At 41.0% G+C, this 14,224-nt stretch carries 18 protein-coding genes; 4 read left to right on the forward strand and 14 right to left on the reverse strand.

Annotation, left to right across the window (positions count from 1 at the left end):
* Nucleotides 1–109 precede the first annotated feature (109 nt).
* The gene (locus J5M87_RS07520) at nucleotides 110–697 is read left to right on the forward strand and encodes a helix-turn-helix transcriptional regulator (protein WP_154608288.1); all 588 of its coding nucleotides are present in this window, start codon (nucleotides 110–112) and stop codon (nucleotides 695–697) included.
* 505 nt (nucleotides 698–1,202) lie between these two features.
* Here J5M87_RS07520 and J5M87_RS07525 read toward each other — a convergent pair.
* The 10 genes from J5M87_RS07525 to tmk all read right to left on the reverse strand — a co-directional run bounded on the left by J5M87_RS07525 (nucleotide 1,203) and on the right by tmk (nucleotide 8,536).
* Entirely contained in the window at nucleotides 1,203–1,556 is a 354-nt protein-coding gene (locus J5M87_RS07525; RefSeq protein WP_154608289.1) for an arsenate reductase family protein, read from the reverse strand.
* Nucleotides 1,550–2,050 (reverse strand): methylated-DNA--[protein]-cysteine S-methyltransferase, encoded by a 501-nt coding sequence (locus J5M87_RS07530; RefSeq protein ID WP_154608398.1) that lies wholly within the window; start codon nucleotides 2,048–2,050, stop codon nucleotides 1,550–1,552. Before J5M87_RS07530 ends, J5M87_RS07525 begins: the two co-directional genes overlap by 7 nt.
* Nucleotides 2,040–2,243, reverse strand: a complete 204-nt coding sequence (locus J5M87_RS07535; RefSeq protein WP_154608290.1) for a DUF6440 family protein — start codon at nucleotides 2,241–2,243, stop codon at nucleotides 2,040–2,042. Before J5M87_RS07535 ends, J5M87_RS07530 begins: the two co-directional genes overlap by 11 nt.
* On the reverse strand, nucleotides 2,243–3,427 hold the full coding sequence (locus J5M87_RS07540; RefSeq protein ID WP_154608291.1) for a phosphoglycerate dehydrogenase: 1,185 nt from the start codon (nucleotides 3,425–3,427) through the stop codon (nucleotides 2,243–2,245). The genes J5M87_RS07535 and J5M87_RS07540 overlap by 1 nt, the downstream gene beginning before the upstream one ends.
* A gap of 54 nt (nucleotides 3,428–3,481) precedes the next feature.
* Nucleotides 3,482–4,042 (reverse strand): GNAT family N-acetyltransferase, encoded by a 561-nt coding sequence (locus tag J5M87_RS07545; protein WP_154608292.1) that lies wholly within the window; start codon nucleotides 4,040–4,042, stop codon nucleotides 3,482–3,484.
* Nucleotides 4,042–5,133 carry a 3-phosphoserine/phosphohydroxythreonine transaminase gene (gene serC, locus J5M87_RS07550; RefSeq protein WP_154608399.1) on the reverse strand — a complete coding sequence of 364 codons (1,092 nt, stop codon included), beginning with the start codon at nucleotides 5,131–5,133 and terminating at the stop codon, nucleotides 4,042–4,044. Before serC ends, J5M87_RS07545 begins: the two co-directional genes overlap by 1 nt.
* 674 nt (nucleotides 5,134–5,807) lie before the next feature.
* Complete coding sequence (gene rsmI, locus J5M87_RS07555) at nucleotides 5,808–6,671, reverse strand: 16S rRNA (cytidine(1402)-2'-O)-methyltransferase (protein WP_154608293.1); 864 nt, start codon at nucleotides 6,669–6,671, stop codon at nucleotides 5,808–5,810.
* A 2-nt stretch (nucleotides 6,672–6,673) separates the two neighbouring features.
* The gene (yabA, locus tag J5M87_RS07560; protein ID WP_154608294.1) at nucleotides 6,674–6,991 is read right to left on the reverse strand and encodes a DNA replication initiation control protein YabA; all 318 of its coding nucleotides are present in this window, start codon (nucleotides 6,989–6,991) and stop codon (nucleotides 6,674–6,676) included.
* A gap of 3 nt (nucleotides 6,992–6,994) precedes the next feature.
* On the reverse strand, nucleotides 6,995–7,900 hold the full coding sequence (locus J5M87_RS07565; protein ID WP_154608295.1) for a DNA polymerase III subunit delta': 906 nt from the start codon (nucleotides 7,898–7,900) through the stop codon (nucleotides 6,995–6,997).
* Nucleotides 7,901–7,903: 3 nt separating this feature from the next.
* The gene (tmk, locus tag J5M87_RS07570) at nucleotides 7,904–8,536 is read right to left on the reverse strand and encodes a dTMP kinase (RefSeq protein WP_154608296.1); all 633 of its coding nucleotides are present in this window, start codon (nucleotides 8,534–8,536) and stop codon (nucleotides 7,904–7,906) included.
* A 270-nt stretch (nucleotides 8,537–8,806) separates the two neighbouring features.
* Here tmk and J5M87_RS07575 point away from each other — a divergent pair, with 270 nt between their 5' ends.
* On the forward strand, nucleotides 8,807–9,670 hold the full coding sequence (locus J5M87_RS07575; protein WP_154608297.1) for a YitT family protein: 864 nt from the start codon (nucleotides 8,807–8,809) through the stop codon (nucleotides 9,668–9,670).
* A gap of 145 nt (nucleotides 9,671–9,815) precedes the next feature.
* Here J5M87_RS07575 and J5M87_RS07580 read toward each other — a convergent pair whose 3' ends face one another.
* The 4 genes from J5M87_RS07580 to J5M87_RS07595 form a co-directional block, all read right to left on the reverse strand.
* Entirely contained in the window at nucleotides 9,816–10,472 is a 657-nt protein-coding gene (locus tag J5M87_RS07580; protein WP_154608298.1) for a CBS domain-containing protein, read from the reverse strand.
* Nucleotides 10,473–10,818: 346 nt separating this feature from the next.
* Nucleotides 10,819–11,514 carry a Bax inhibitor-1/YccA family protein gene (locus J5M87_RS07585; RefSeq protein WP_154608299.1) on the reverse strand — a complete coding sequence of 232 codons (696 nt, stop codon included), beginning with the start codon at nucleotides 11,512–11,514 and terminating at the stop codon, nucleotides 10,819–10,821.
* Nucleotides 11,515–11,534: 20 nt separating this feature from the next.
* A complete protein-coding gene (locus tag J5M87_RS07590) occupies nucleotides 11,535–12,014 on the reverse strand; it encodes an HD domain-containing protein (protein ID WP_154608300.1) in 480 nt (159 codons plus the stop codon).
* Between the two features lie 46 nt (nucleotides 12,015–12,060).
* The gene (locus tag J5M87_RS07595; RefSeq protein WP_154608301.1) at nucleotides 12,061–12,801 is read right to left on the reverse strand and encodes a TrmH family RNA methyltransferase; all 741 of its coding nucleotides are present in this window, start codon (nucleotides 12,799–12,801) and stop codon (nucleotides 12,061–12,063) included.
* Nucleotides 12,802–12,873: 72 nt separating this feature from the next.
* Here J5M87_RS07595 and J5M87_RS07600 point away from each other — a divergent pair, with 72 nt between their 5' ends.
* Nucleotides 12,874–13,158, forward strand: a complete 285-nt coding sequence (locus J5M87_RS07600) for an acylphosphatase (protein ID WP_067086312.1) — start codon at nucleotides 12,874–12,876, stop codon at nucleotides 13,156–13,158.
* A 63-nt stretch (nucleotides 13,159–13,221) separates the two neighbouring features.
* Nucleotides 13,222–14,142, forward strand: a complete 921-nt coding sequence (gene yidC / locus J5M87_RS07605) for a membrane protein insertase YidC (protein ID WP_160463240.1) — start codon at nucleotides 13,222–13,224, stop codon at nucleotides 14,140–14,142.
* Nucleotides 14,143–14,224: the final 82 nt, after the last annotated feature.

Below are 14,224 nucleotides of genomic sequence, written 5' to 3' on the forward strand. Positions count from 1 at the left end.
AACGTGTCTTAATTCCTTGACATTGCTCTTTTTTCATCCCTTGTCAAAGGATTTTGCTAGCAAGAAATGCAATCATTTAGTATGCTAGAGGTAGAAGGAGGAAATCATTATGGAACTTGGAAAACAGATTCAATACTATCGCAAGGAATTTGGCTTGTCTCAAGATGATTTAGCAGAAGAATTATTTGTCAGCCGACAAACTATTTCCAATTGGGAGCGTGGAACGACCTATCCTGACATTCAAAATCTTCTGCTCCTTTGCCAGATTTTTGATACTGACCTGAACCAACTCGTGCAAGGGGATATTGTGACATTCAGAGAAATTCTCCACGGAGCAGACTATAACAGATACGAACGCCATTCACGCATCATGACTTGGGGATTCTCTCTTTGTGCCGTCCTCTCATTTCCACTCTTTTACTATCTAGGTTGGACAGGCATTATCATTTTCTTGATTCTCTGGGGAGTCTCTCTTTATTACGCTCATCAGGTCGATCGGTTCAAGAAGAAATATAATTTGAAAACTATCAAAGAATTGATTGCCTATAGCGAGGGAAAATCACTCAGCAAAATCGAAAAACGCGAGGAGAAAGCTAAAGCACCTTATCAAAACGTTCTTATTGTTGCGGGATTTACAGTCGTTAGTGCCTTGATTGCCCTTCTTGTCGCAGGGATTTGCCTGTTCTTCTTTCCTTGAAAATCCTCTGCAAGATAAAATAACAAAACCACAGACATTGTTTCACCTAAAATAGGTAGTAAATAATATCTGTGGTTTTTTCTGTTAAGATTGATAATAGTGGATTCAGAAAGGAATAGGACATGCAGATAGAACTGGGCATTCATCAAAGCAGCTTATCAATGTCCTAACCTTTATTCAATTCACTATACAATGTGTGGCACTTACTATAGATAAGTACTTCTTAGATTACTGCCACCTTGGAGAAAATAGATAATCCTCTAAATCATAACCATACTTCTTAGCATTTATGTGCAGACAAAAAAAGCCAATGAGGTACCCATCTTCATGATCAAGTATTGCGATTGGATACCTATCCCTATCTTTTTTAGATGTTTCAATAATGTTTTGGAGAGTATCGGTATGCGTATATTACGTAAAGAATAGGATCTGCAATAAACGGCCATGCTCAACTTCATGATACAAGGATAGTGTCACCATCATTAGCTCATTTATCTTTCTTCTCTTACAACCCTAGTGCTCTATACTCTGTTCGATAACCAATCTGCAGGATTTTGCCGTCCTGAATGAGTAAAGGGCGCTTGATGAGCATACCGTCATTTGCTAGTAGGTCCAAGGCTTGATCGACTGTCAACTGGTCAAATTTGTCTTTTAACCCAAAAGCACGATAGCTATTGCCAGAGGTATTGAAATATTTCTTGAGTTCAAGCCCTGTCGCTTCCATCCACTCTTTTAACTGACTAGCTTTGGGTGGATTCGTTTTAATATCAATCGCCTCAAATTCAAGTCCCAGAGCTTGTAACTCAGCCTTTGCTGCTCGACAGGTTGAGCATTTTGGGTATTCATAAAATGTTAACATGTATTGTCCTCTTTTTTCATTGATGATTCATGTGTGAGTAGCCAAATTTTCTTCTCAAGACCCGCTGCGTAGCCTGTCAATTGCCCCTTACTACCTACTACTCGGTGGCAAGGAATCAGAATCGCAACCGGATTTTTCCCCACCGCACCACCGACTGCTTGACCAGAAGCCATACCCAAGCGCTTGGCAATTTGACCATAGGTCATGGTCTGCCCACCGGGGATTTCTTGAAGCACTTGCCAAACAGTTTCTTGAAATGGTGTAGCAGGAACGTCTAGCGCTAAAGTGGAAACATCAACTGTCCGACCAGCAAAATAATCATCTAACAAGGAGACGGCTTGTCTTAGGACAGGGTGTTCTGTCATGATTGGTTTTTCTGTGATGCCACGTTCAAAATGCTGCTGATTTTCAAACCAAATACCGCGTAATCCTTTATCTGTTGCAATGATAGACAGCTCCCCTAGCGGTGATGAATACAGGCATTTATAGTACATCATCTTGGAATTTCTTATTGATGTTTGGCTTTCCTTCTGGATTCAACAAGGGACGCAATTCCCCGTCTCCTAGACGAAGGTACTCGATACCTGTTTCCTTATCCACCCAGAGGGCTGTAACGAGATTCACTTGAAAGACTTCAAAGCGTTCTTTTAATTCTTTCACATATTCTTTTCGTTCTTTTTTATCCATTAGTTTTTCCTACCTTCGATGATACGAACCTTGACAATATTCTCATCACTTTCAAATTGCTCAGCAAGTGCCTTGATTTTTTCCATATCTGCTTCATCCAAGTCAAGCATGGTATAGGCATAATCGCCTTTCGAACGATTTAAGATATTGTCAATATTGATATTTAAGCTAGATACGGCTGTCGAAATCTTAGCTACCATATTTGGCACATTTTTATTGATCAAGGTAATCCGAAATGGTGTTGACAGTGCTTGGTGCATATTTGGGAAATTGACCGAGTTCGTAATTTCTCCTGTTTCCATAAAACGACGAATTGTCTGACCAGCCGCAATGGCACAGTTTAGCTCAGCTTCCTCTGTTGAACCACCAACATGGGGGAAAACTGTAATGTGGGGCTTGTTGAGTAAGTCTTCTGTTCCGAAATCTGTCACATAGTGACCAACAACACCTGTTGCAATAGCATCAAACAAGTCCTGATGATTCACCAATTCTCCACGAGCAAAGTTGATAATGGTCGTTCCTTTTTTCATCATCGCAAATGCTTGCGCATTGAACAAGTCACGTGTCTGCTCTGTTAGTGGTACATGAACTGTAATGTAGTCTGACTGCGCAAAAATCTCCTTCAAATCAGCAACACGTTTGACGTGGCTTGAAATGCTCCATGCAGTCTCAATCGATACGTAAGGATCGTAGCCCAAAACGTTCATTCCCAAACGGCGAGCATCATTTGCTATTCTGGCTCCAATGGCACCTAGTCCAATGACACCAAGAGTTTTCCCTGTAATTTCTGTTCCTGCAAAGGCTTTTTTCCCAGCTTCAATCTGTTTTGGCACATCATCACCTGATAGGGTGTTGGTCCATGCACTAGCGCTAATATAGTCACGCGCAGAGAGTAAAATAGAGGCTAAGACTGCTTCTTTTACCGCATTAGCATTGGCTCCCGGTGTATTAAAAACAACAATTCCTTGGGCTGTTGCTTCTTCAATTGGAATGTTGTTGGTTCCTGCACCTGCACGAGCAATCGCTTTTAGATTCTCAGGAAAAGCAACACCATGTAAATTTTCAGAGCGAATAATAAAAGCATCTGGATTAGCTGCCTGATCTCCATCAATCTGAAATTGATTTCCCAGTTCTTTCAAGCCAATTTGATTAATATTGTTAAAAGTTCGTACACTAAATACCATGTTATTTCCTAAAAGGGAGTGGCTATCCCCATTCCCTTCTCTTTCTATTCTTTTTTAGTCATTTCGTCCTAGTAACCAGCGGTCATCTTCTGCAATTTCCTGATACAAACTGGTTTCTTGCTTACTTTTTATTTTCTGATAGGCTAAGCGCTCCCCGTCAATTGGAACTTTCCCACAATAGACAAAGCCTAATTTTTCCAAGATATGCTGCATGGGCAGATTTTTTTCATGGGTGTCGCATCGAAAATCTGGACCCTTTTGTCCTTCAATCAGGCCCTGTAAAAAGGTCTGAATGATTTGTTGCCCACGAAACTGTTGCGCAACTGCTACGCGGTGAAAAGTGGTGTAGAGAAAATTATTGTGCTGCCATTTTCCATCATAAATCTCGTTATAGGCTGGTTCATTGCCAATTTGGACAGCTGTATAGGCTGCTACCTGTCCCTCTACAATTGCCACATAGCCACGACCTGATAAAATATCCTCAAAGACATCATCCTGACTCGGATAGACACCTTGCCACTGGCTACTACCGGACTGTGCTAAAAAATCACGAGCATCTTGAAAAATCTGACAAATCGCAGTCACTTCATTGGGGTGAGCAAGTCGAATTTCCATTAGGCATTCTCCTCTTCAAATTTCTTCATAAAGGCAATCAGATCAACCACTCCTTGGCGTGGAAAAGCGTTGTACAGACTAGCTCGCATACCGCCGACCGAACGGTGACCTTTGATATTTTTAAAGCCTACCGCAGTCGCTTCTTTGACGAATTTTGCATCGAGTTCTGGACTTGGTGATACAAAAGGAATATTGGCTACCGAACGTTCTTCAATCTTACGTACTGGGTTTGTGTAAAAGGCTGATTGGTCAATGTAATCATACAAGAGACCTGATTTTTCACGGTTGAGTTTTTCCATTTGGTCGACACCGCCGATTTCCTTGACCCATTCAAAGACGAGTTTCGAAATGTAGATAGAATAAGCTGGTGGTGTATTGTAGAGCGATTCATTTTCTGCTTGAATGCGGTAATCCAACATGCTTGACAAGACTGGCTCATCATTCAAGAAATCCTCACGGACTATGACGACTGTCACACCTGCAGGGCCAATATTTTTTTGAGCACCTGCATAAATCATGGCAAAATCTTCCACACGATAGCGAGCCGCCAAAATATTGGACGACATGTCTGCAATGACTGGGACACCATTGGTATCTGGAATCGTATAAACAGCTGTTCCTTCAATGGTATTGTTGGTCGTCAAGTGGACATAGGCTGCCTCAGGGTCGATTGTATTCTTATCAAAACTTGGCAGTTCCGCATAGGTAATGTCTTCTGTCGAGCCAAGTAAAATCGGCTCAAAAGCGATTGTTTTAGAGAGTTTGACTGCTTCTGTATAAGCTTTTTTCCCCCATGAACCACCTGCTAGATAGTAGGCCTTCTTGCCACGAGCGAAATTAAGGGGAATCATGGTAAATTCAAGTGAGGCGCCGCCTTGTAAGAACAAAACTTTATAATTGTCTGGAATGGCCATCAACTCTCGTAAAGTTGCTTCAGCTCCCTTGATAATGTCATCAAACTCCTTGGAGCGATGCGACATCTCTAATACACTCATTCCTGAGCCTTTGTAATCCAGTAATTCAGCCTGTGCTTTTTCTAAGACAGGGGTAGGCAATACTGCAGGTCCTGCAGAAAAATTATAGATTGTCATCATACTCCTCCAAGATAAAAAGATTTTGTTTATTATATCACAAATTTTCAGACAATTCCATCTTTTTTACTCTTGTTAGCTCCCTTATTCGTCTTTTGAGGAGAAATTTCACAAGAGAAAAACCAGACTGGAAATCTAGGCTGACTGTCTTTATTAAAAAAAGAGAGGATAAAATCCTAGGCGGATAGTTTTCTCTGAAGAATGCGAGACTAGAATCTTAGGATGATAGCTTCTACTGAAAAAAAGAGAGAATAGAATCTTAGGCTGACTGTCTTTACTGAAAAAAGAAAGACTGGAAACCTAGGCGGATAGTTTTCACTGCAGAATGAGAGACTAGAATCTTAGACTGGTAGTTTCTACTGAAAAAAGAGAGAATAGAATCCTAGGCTAGTGTTTTTCACGGAAGAAAGCAAAACTTAAAGCCTAGGGAACTTTCTCTCAGCGAAAACTGTAAAACTTGATGCCTAGGCTAAGTTTTTTCTCCGAAGATATCAGGTCTTGAAGCCTAGGCGGGCTGTTTTCAATAAAGATTACAAAGCTCAAAGGCTAAGAAGCATGTATCACAGGAGAAAAATAAGCATGGACATATAGAAAAAAGGGTTGAAGTAATCGCACCCAACCCAATTAATTATTCTAATGTAGATAGCCTTATCGTATTATCAATCCTACAAAGATTAGCCAATCTCATGATAGAGATCATAGACTTCTTGCTTTTTAAGTTGGTAGCGTTTGGCTACTTCCTTTATCGCTTGATTGGGCTTATGACCGGCCGCAATCAGCTTATCCACTTCTGCTACCATATCCACTTCATCTGTTACAAGGACCTCATCTTCTGCGTAACCCGCTACGATAATTAGGCATTCACCTTTTAAGGGATTTTCTGCGATAAAAGACACAACTTCACTAATCTGTCCACGTTGGTATTCTTCATACAGTTTTGTCAATTCACGAACCACAGCCACAGAGCGATCCCCGTAGACAGCCTGCATATTTTCCAAGGTCGCTTTGACCCGATGGGGCGATTCGTAGAAAATCTGTGTTTCTGGATAGTGCTTTTTCTCTTCGAAAAAGGCTTTTTGTTGACCAGATTTCCGTGGTAAAAATCCATAAAAAATATGCGGTTGAGGAGCTAGACCAGAAGCAATCAAAGCTGTAATCCCAGCAGATGCCCCCGGAAGTGCAACAACTGGAATATTTTCTGCAACTGCAGCTTTAACCAAATCATGCCCTGGATCTGAAATACTTGGAAGCCCCGCATCTGACACCTGAGCGATTGAATGACCGGAACGCAACATATCGAGCAAGATAGGAATTTTTTCATAGGCATTATGTTCATGAAAGGAAATCTGCCGCGTCTCAATCCCAAAATGTTTCAGCAAAAGTCCTGTATTGCGCGTATCTTCTGCCGCAATACTGTCTACCTCTTTTAGAACCTCAATCGCTCGAAAGGTCATATCCTGAAGATTACCAATCGGAGTTGGGACAAGGTATAGGGTGCCATAGGGCAAGGAATGTTTGACTGATTTTTGAATCTGCATGGTTACTCTCTATTCAACAATTCATCACAAAACATACATGGCTCAACGTTATCCGCACGTTGACCATAGTAATAGGAGCAAATATGAAAGCCATCATCATAGATACTTTTCAAATTTTCTTTTCCAAAATTCGCTGTCCGATTTGGTTCACGGTCTTCTTTTTCTAGGCGTTCCCGCAGCTTGGAATTCTCTAAGCGTAGCGCAGTATTTTCTTCGATGACCCCTCGCAAATGTTTCTTAATCGCATCAACTTCTGCTATCGTAATCAGTAAGTTGTTTGAAAAACCTTCTAGGGCATCAAAAATCTCTTTCTTATCCATCCTCTATCCTTTCACTTGTTTTTCTGTTGCTAATACCCAGTATTCTAAGGCGTTTTGTAAGCTAACATTGCTTTGCCATTGCCGGCGTGCTAGTTGTAGATGTTCTAAGTAAATCAAGACATGTGGCTCTCTCATTCGATCTGCTAATAGGAGGGTAAGCAAATCTAGCAACCTTGCCTGTTCTCCCTTTTCACCTACTAGGCGTACTAAGACCCCTATCTGCAGATAAGCTTGATCAGACTGAGTCAGCAGCAGGTCAAGCCATTTTTTAGCGAATGCTAGTAGGTCCAAAAAAGATTTCTGACTGGCTAATTGTTTTGCTTCTTCAATATTTTCGACCAGACGAGCAATCAGTTGGGCCTGCATTTTTAACAAGCCTTCTTCCTCCAACAACCGCTCTAAGATTGGTAAATTTTTGGGAAAGGTAACGAACTGCGCTCGGCTTTTAATGGTTGGCAAAACGGCCTGTTCCTGACTGGTCAATAAAAAAATGTGACTATCACTCTGAGGCTCTTCTATCACTTTCAAGAGAGAATTGGCAGCATTTGGGTGCATTTTTTCCGCATCACGAATAATAAAGACCTGTTGAGTCGATTCAAAACCAGACTGTGAAAATTGCTTGACCAAATCTCGAATGGTCTCTGTCTTAATCGTATTGCCCTGGGGACGGATAATCGTTACATCTGCAAATTCATCTTCTTCAATCAAGCGACAGGTTCGGCAATGGCCACAAGGAACATGTCCGTCCTTCTTCTCACAAAAAATCGCCTGACTCAGAAAGATAGCCATTTCAAAACTCGCAAAATCACCTGAAAAGAGATAGGCATGCGCTAGTCGTTCTTGTTGTAAGACCAGTTGAAAAGACTGGAAAAGCTGAGGTTGTAGTCTTTGTAATTCTTCTTTTTTCATCGTTTATCTAAAAAGGCGGTCATAGATAGCAGTATAGGCTGCCTCTACCACTTTCTCCACATTCTCAGAAGCATCAATCTTCACCACACGCTCTGCTTCCTTGTCTACAATCGTTAAATACCCTTTTCGCACACGCTCGTGCAAATCCAAGGTTTCCATATCCAGTCGATCAACATCCCGATGTTTGTTTCGAGCAATCCGAGCCAATCCTTCTTCGACATCAATATCAAAATAAAGAGTCAAATCTGGCTTACGACCATCTGTAGCATACTGGTTTAACCAATCAATGGCTTCAATGTCGAGTCCCCGGCCAAAACCTTGATAGGCAACAGATGAGTCGATAAAGCGATCTACTAGTAACAGGGCGCCATCTTCTAAGGCTGGGATAATCCGCTCCTTCAAATGCTGGCGCCTTGCCGCAATGTAGAGCAATAATTCTGTTTTATCATCCATCGCTGTATTCTGAGGATTTAGGATAACTGAGCGAATTTCCTCTGCAATCGCAACACCACCCGGCTCACGAGTCGTGATGACTTGCTTTCCTAATGCTTCCAAGCGAGGCACCAATTCCTGTAAGACCGTTGTCTTTCCTGCACCATCTGGCCCTTCCAATGTGATAAAAATTCCTTGTGTCATACGAATCCCCTATTTCATGATACTCTTTCAGCATCATCTGTTTCTCTTACTTGAATATATAGTCGCGTTCAGTTTTCATTTCGTGTTAGGAAATAAGTCGCAGGCATAACCAAGCTGGACTAGGCAAGCAACAACCGACTAAGTGAAAACGAATGACTACACTTCTTTTTATTCTACCAAAAAAGCCAGGAAAAAGCACTTCTTATTTGTCTTGTGTATCCTTTTTAAATCTGTTAGAATGGGAATAGACGAAATGAAGGGAGAAGGTGAATGCTACGAGCCAAAAATCTTTTTTTTATTCTGGTAGGAGCAGGCCTATTTTCTTTTGGCCTCTACTATTTAATTATTCCAAACCACCTCTATGAAGGCGGTGCAACGGGTATTAACCTCATTCTTTACTATCTGTTTGGGATTCAACCCTGGCTCATGAATATTCTCATCAATATTCCTCTGTTTATCATTGGTTGGAAAATTCTAGGAAAACGAACTCTCTATTACAGCCTAGTGGGAACGCTTGGCGTAACTGCTTGGCTAGCCATATTTGAACATATCCCCATTACCATTCCCTTAGAAAATGACCTCATTTTAGTTGCTATTCTAGGAGGGATTCTTATGGGGGCTGGTCTGGGAATGATTTTCAAGGCTGGGGGAACGACTGGAGGAAGTGACATTTTAGCCCGTATTGGTCACAAATATACTTCTTATACGATTGGGCAAATTATCCTAGCCTTTGATATCTTTGTCTTAACCCTCACTATTCTAGTCTTTCATGATTTAAGAAATGTTCTCTATACGCTCATGATGGTCACCATTGTCTCCCGTGTGATTGACTTTATCAGCGACGGAAATTACGGAAGTAAAGGCGTTATGATTGTCTCTGAAAAATCACATGAATTGGCGCAAGCGATTGACGAAAATATCGAACGTGGGATTACACTGATTAAAGCACAGGGCTTTTATAGTCGAAAAGAGATTGATATGGTTTATTCTGTCATTTATAAAAGTCAGCTACAAGAAATGAAAGAACTAATCCACCGTATTGATCCCCATGCCTTCATCACAATTACGGATGCCCATGAAGTTTTAGGCGAAGGATTTACACTTGATAGCAATAAACAACCCTTTGAAAAATAAGGATGTGCCATTCATTCAAATCGAATGGCTTTTCTATTCCTTTCAAACTAATCTATAAGAGAGTATACTTGCTATTCAGTATCACAACTCTTGCTGTCTCTAGAGTATCGATTATCATAACAGAAAAAGAGCAAGCTGCTCTTTTTTAGATTTTCTTCGTTTCAGTTGGCACCATATTATCCACTTTGATATTGGCCTGTTCAAATGTGTCTGCTAACTGCTGACTGTCGACCTTGCCTTCAATCTGTACTTCGATGACCACACTACCTGACTTATCCGCAATCTGAACAGTGCTGACAATGTTGTAGCCTTTTTCTGAAATCAATCTGATAATCTTTTCCAGCTCACCAGCCTTATTTTCTACCAAAAAGCGCACGCGCACGCCTGCTTCACCATAACCAGACACATGTAGAAAGGCCGCAAAGACATCGCGATCTGTAATGACCCCTGCCATTTGATTATTGTCCACAACCGGCAAAATACCAACCTTATTTTTGTACATCAAGTAAACGGCATCTTCTAGGCTGGCAAATTTAGACACAGTGATGACATCTCGTATCATGACATCACGAACCTTGGTTTTGTTCAAGAGATAATTCATCTCATAAATAGACAGACTGGTCGCCTTTGAAGGGCTCGCCTCTGCAATTGTTCCTTCAGTGACAAGACCAACTAATTGATCATCTTCAATGACAGGTAGACGATGAATCGCTTGCTCCCGCATTAGTTCAGCTGCATGTGCAATCGTCGTATCTGGGGAAATGTAGACAACCTTTCGTGTCATAAAATCTTTAACTGCCATATGCAATCCTCCTAGTCTCTTCTATAATTCTAGTATACCATAAATCAGAAAACGATTTCAATTTTTATTGAAAAAAAGTGAAATTTTTCTTTAATAGTCATTAAAATTCAACAATATAGTCAACTGAAACTGGAATAGGGCAAGGCAGGGAGCTGCAGATAGAACTGGCGTTCATCAAAGCGACTGAACGATGTCTTAACCGTTATTCAATTCACTATACTTTTGTAGTAGTGATATTAATAGCATATCATAACACACTCGTCACATACTCGTCACTTCCTAATCTATCCAAAAAGAAGACCGCTATAGCAGCCTTCTTTCATATATATTCTTTCAATTAGTTGATTTAATCTCTTGAACCAAGGATTCGAAGAAGATTCAAGAAGAGATTGACAAAATCCAAATAGAGTGACAAGGCCATCGAAACGACCCAACCTTGACCCACTTCACCATTGGTTTCTTCAAAAACATAGCGGATTCGTTGGTTATCATAGGCAATCAATCCTGAGAAAATCAGCACAGAAAGGATCGAAATCATAAAGCTCATCCCAGAGCTAGCAAGGAAAAAGTTCACCACACTGGCAATAATCACTCCTATCAAAGCTGCATAGAGAGCCTGTCCCATACCAGATAGGTTTTTCTTAGTTGTCAGACCAAGAACCGCCATCGCTACAAACATCAAGGCGGCAGTTAGAAAGGCTGTTAAGACGGTTTCCCCTGTATAAGCTAGAAGCACGATACTAAGGGTAAAGCCATTCATCACCGAATAAGCTAGAAACATGGGTAAAGCCATGGGACTATTTTGAGCTGCCATACGAGAAGCCGCAAAGACAAGGGCAAGCTCAGCTAGCATAATCAGCCAGATAATAAATGATCCTCCTAATAATAAACGAAGTGTAAATCCTTGAAAAACTGTCAAGGATAGGTAGGCAACTAAAGCAGATAGTCCGATACCTGCTGCGACAAAGCCGTAGATTTTTCCAAAGAAACGATTTAAAGCAGTATGATCTACTTGATTGATAATAAACTGTTCTTGATTCATTTTATCCTCCTCTATTTCACTCAACGAATGGAAATATGCCGTTCTTTCCACATTTTTTGTAAGGGAAGTGTTGCTTCTCTTATCGCCCAATACTTGTCTACACACGTCACAATCCAAGATTCCTTATAACGTGGTGGAGCAATGGTTGCACCAAACATATGCTTGACAATAATATCTTCTTCGACCTTGTTGAGCTTGGTCAATTTTTGTGCATTGCGCTTCGCAATTCGCGGATGTACCCACGCATGGCTTTTCCGAAATTTAGTTTCGCGCCAATCATAATAGAACAAATCATGCAAGAGAGCCCCTCGAGCCGTTGATTTTGCATCCCAACCCAATTTTTTAGCAATCCTGTAGCTGGTATAGGACACATGAATGGAATGCTCCAAGCGTGTCGAATAGTAATGATGAGGGATTGTAGCGAGCTTTTGTACCTTGGGCTTTTGGATTAAGAATCCAACATAAGCCATGTACTCTTCATCTTCTGTATATACTGTCATCACATCACCTCGTTTTTCCATTATACCACAGTTTACTCTTCCTAGCTTAAATAAAGCTAAAGAGTAAAATACCTGCTGCTACGGCAACATTTAGACTTTCTGCTTGACCAGGCATCTGAATGTGGACCAACTCATCTGCCTGCTCTTCTACCAATCTTGAAATGCCTTGGCCTTCATTTCCCATAATGATTGCAAACGAATCAGGTACCCGAATCGCTTTGTAATCCACAGAATGTGTAGATAAGGTTGTAGCTAAGATGCGTACGTGATTTGCTTTGAACTGGCCAAGAAGATCATCTATTGCCACACGATAAATCGGCAGATGGAAATGACTGCCCTGCATAGAACGTAGGGTTTTTAGGCTATAAATATCTGCAGACTTATCTGAGATAAAAACGGCATCATAGCCTGCAGCATCAGCTGTCCGAATCATGGTTCCGACATTTCCCGGATCCTGTACATCTTCTAAAACAAGGTATTTTCCTGTTAATTGTTTAGGAAAGAGAGGCTGTTTTAGAGCTACCTGAGCTACGATACCCTGTGGTGTTTGACTATCTGACAGCTCTTGTACTATCTCTGGACTGACAACCGTTACCGGAATAGAACCTGTTACCTGATTTACATGATTTTCGAGTGCAAACACTCGCTCAATCTCAGCATTCGCTTTACGTGCCTCTTCAAATAAATGCCAGCCCTCAATCAAGTAAGATTCTTTGCGGTATTTCTTCTGATGTAATTTTTTCGTTTCCTTTATCAAGCGATTAGACTTGGAGCGAATCACTTCCATATTATTCCCCATTTTCTTTCATTATCATCAATGATATAATAAAGTGAAGGTCTTGTCAAAAAGGAGAAATGTATGAAAAAAGTCAAAATGATTGCATCAGGTCGTGTACAAGGAGTTGGATTCCGTTGGTCTGTCCAATTTCTTGCAGGAGAAATCGGAGATATCTATGGTCGAGTCTGGAATAACGATGATGGAACAGTCACTATTCTTGCTCAATCAAGCGATACTGCTAAGCTCAGCCAATTTATCCATGAAATCCGAAAAGGCCCCTCTCGTATGGCAAAAGTAACCTATCTGGATGTCACTCTTGCTCATTTTGAAGACTTTAGCGATTTTCAGGTCAAACAGTGGTATTAGACTTGTATATTTTCTCCAAAACAAGTAAAATAGAATGTATCATGTAAAAAAGGAAACGAGAAAGTGAAAACATCAAAACGTATTGTATTATCAGGATTTGTCCTATCCATGCTCTTCTTCCTATCGGGCTGTGTAAAGACCAAAAATGGTGTACCGACTGGGGAAGGTTGGGTCTACAAATTCCTCGTTGAGCCAATGGGCAATGTCATCCAATTCTTCGCTGAAAATCAGGGACTAGGATTTGGAGTTGCTATCATCGTCGTGACAATCTGTGTCCGCTTACTCATCTTACCACTTGGTATTTACCAATCGTGGAAAGCAACCTACCAGTCTGAGAAAATGCACTATCTCAAACCTATCTTGGGTCCAATCCAAGAGCGAATGAAAAATGCAAGCTCACAAGAAGAACAGTTGGCTGCTCAACAAGAACTCTTTGCTACTCAGAAAGAATATGGTGTGAGCATGTTTGGTGGAATGGGCTGTCTACCACTCCTCATCCAAATGCCTTTCTTCTCAGCTCTGTTCTATGCTGCACGCTATACAGAAGGAATTGCGGATGCTAGTTTCATGGGAATCGCCCTTGGAAAGCCAAGTCTCATTCTTACTGTAGCAGCCGGAGTTCTCTACTACTTCCAATCCCTTCTCATGCAGGTCGGTGTCGATGAAGAACAAAAGAAACAGATGAAATCAATGATGTGGATGAACCCAATCATGATTACATTCTTCTCATGGAGTTCTCCTGCTGGAGTCACTCTTTACTGGGTTGTCGGTGGATTTATCGGAATCCTTCAACAAGTGATTACCAACTTCTTCCTCAAACCAAAACTGCGCAGACAAATTGCAGAAGAATTTGAACAAAATCCTCCAAAACCGCTTCACACAAGCACTCGTGTAAAAGATGTCACCCCAACAATGGATACAGCGATTACCACATCTTCTTCTAAAAAGAAAAATCGCAACGCTGGCAAACAACGTTCGAGATAAGAAAAACTCTATTTCTGAGTATGACGACCATACGAGGAAATAGAGTCTTTTTGTTTTGTCTGAATAGGCGCACAAGCCCCAA

It is taken from the genome of Streptococcus sp. zg-86 (assembly GCF_017639855.1).
Taxonomy (GTDB): domain Bacteria; phylum Bacillota; class Bacilli; order Lactobacillales; family Streptococcaceae; genus Streptococcus; species Streptococcus zhangguiae.

What these genes read in the sequence shown, in the direction of transcription:
- J5M87_RS07520 (WP_154608288.1), top strand. Translation starts at nt 110, where the DNA reads ATGGAACTTGGAAAACAGATTCAATACTATCGCAAGGAATTTGGCTTG.
- J5M87_RS07525 (WP_154608289.1), bottom strand. Translation starts at nt 1,556, where the DNA reads ATGTTAACATTTTATGAATACCCAAAATGCTCAACCTGTCGAGCAGCA.
- J5M87_RS07530 (WP_154608398.1), bottom strand. Translation starts at nt 2,050, where the DNA reads ATGTACTATAAATGCCTGTATTCATCACCGCTAGGGGAGCTGTCTATC.
- J5M87_RS07535 (WP_154608290.1), bottom strand. Translation starts at nt 2,243, where the DNA reads ATGGATAAAAAAGAACGAAAAGAATATGTGAAAGAATTAAAAGAACGC.
- J5M87_RS07540 (WP_154608291.1), bottom strand. Translation starts at nt 3,427, where the DNA reads ATGGTATTTAGTGTACGAACTTTTAACAATATTAATCAAATTGGCTTG.
- J5M87_RS07545 (WP_154608292.1), bottom strand. Translation starts at nt 4,042, where the DNA reads ATGGAAATTCGACTTGCTCACCCCAATGAAGTGACTGCGATTTGTCAG.
- serC (WP_154608399.1), bottom strand. Translation starts at nt 5,133, where the DNA reads ATGACAATCTATAATTTTTCTGCAGGACCTGCAGTATTGCCTACCCCT.
- rsmI (WP_154608293.1), bottom strand. Translation starts at nt 6,671, where the DNA reads ATGCAGATTCAAAAATCAGTCAAACATTCCTTGCCCTATGGCACCCTA.
- yabA (WP_154608294.1), bottom strand. Translation starts at nt 6,991, where the DNA reads ATGGATAAGAAAGAGATTTTTGATGCCCTAGAAGGTTTTTCAAACAAC.
- J5M87_RS07565 (WP_154608295.1), bottom strand. Translation starts at nt 7,900, where the DNA reads ATGAAAAAAGAAGAATTACAAAGACTACAACCTCAGCTTTTCCAGTCT.
- tmk (WP_154608296.1), bottom strand. Translation starts at nt 8,536, where the DNA reads ATGACACAAGGAATTTTTATCACATTGGAAGGGCCAGATGGTGCAGGA.
- J5M87_RS07575 (WP_154608297.1), top strand. Translation starts at nt 8,807, where the DNA reads ATGCTACGAGCCAAAAATCTTTTTTTTATTCTGGTAGGAGCAGGCCTA.
- J5M87_RS07580 (WP_154608298.1), bottom strand. Translation starts at nt 10,472, where the DNA reads ATGGCAGTTAAAGATTTTATGACACGAAAGGTTGTCTACATTTCCCCA.
- J5M87_RS07585 (WP_154608299.1), bottom strand. Translation starts at nt 11,514, where the DNA reads ATGAATCAAGAACAGTTTATTATCAATCAAGTAGATCATACTGCTTTA.
- J5M87_RS07590 (WP_154608300.1), bottom strand. Translation starts at nt 12,014, where the DNA reads ATGACAGTATATACAGAAGATGAAGAGTACATGGCTTATGTTGGATTC.
- J5M87_RS07595 (WP_154608301.1), bottom strand. Translation starts at nt 12,801, where the DNA reads ATGGAAGTGATTCGCTCCAAGTCTAATCGCTTGATAAAGGAAACGAAA.
- J5M87_RS07600 (WP_067086312.1), top strand. Translation starts at nt 12,874, where the DNA reads ATGAAAAAAGTCAAAATGATTGCATCAGGTCGTGTACAAGGAGTTGGA.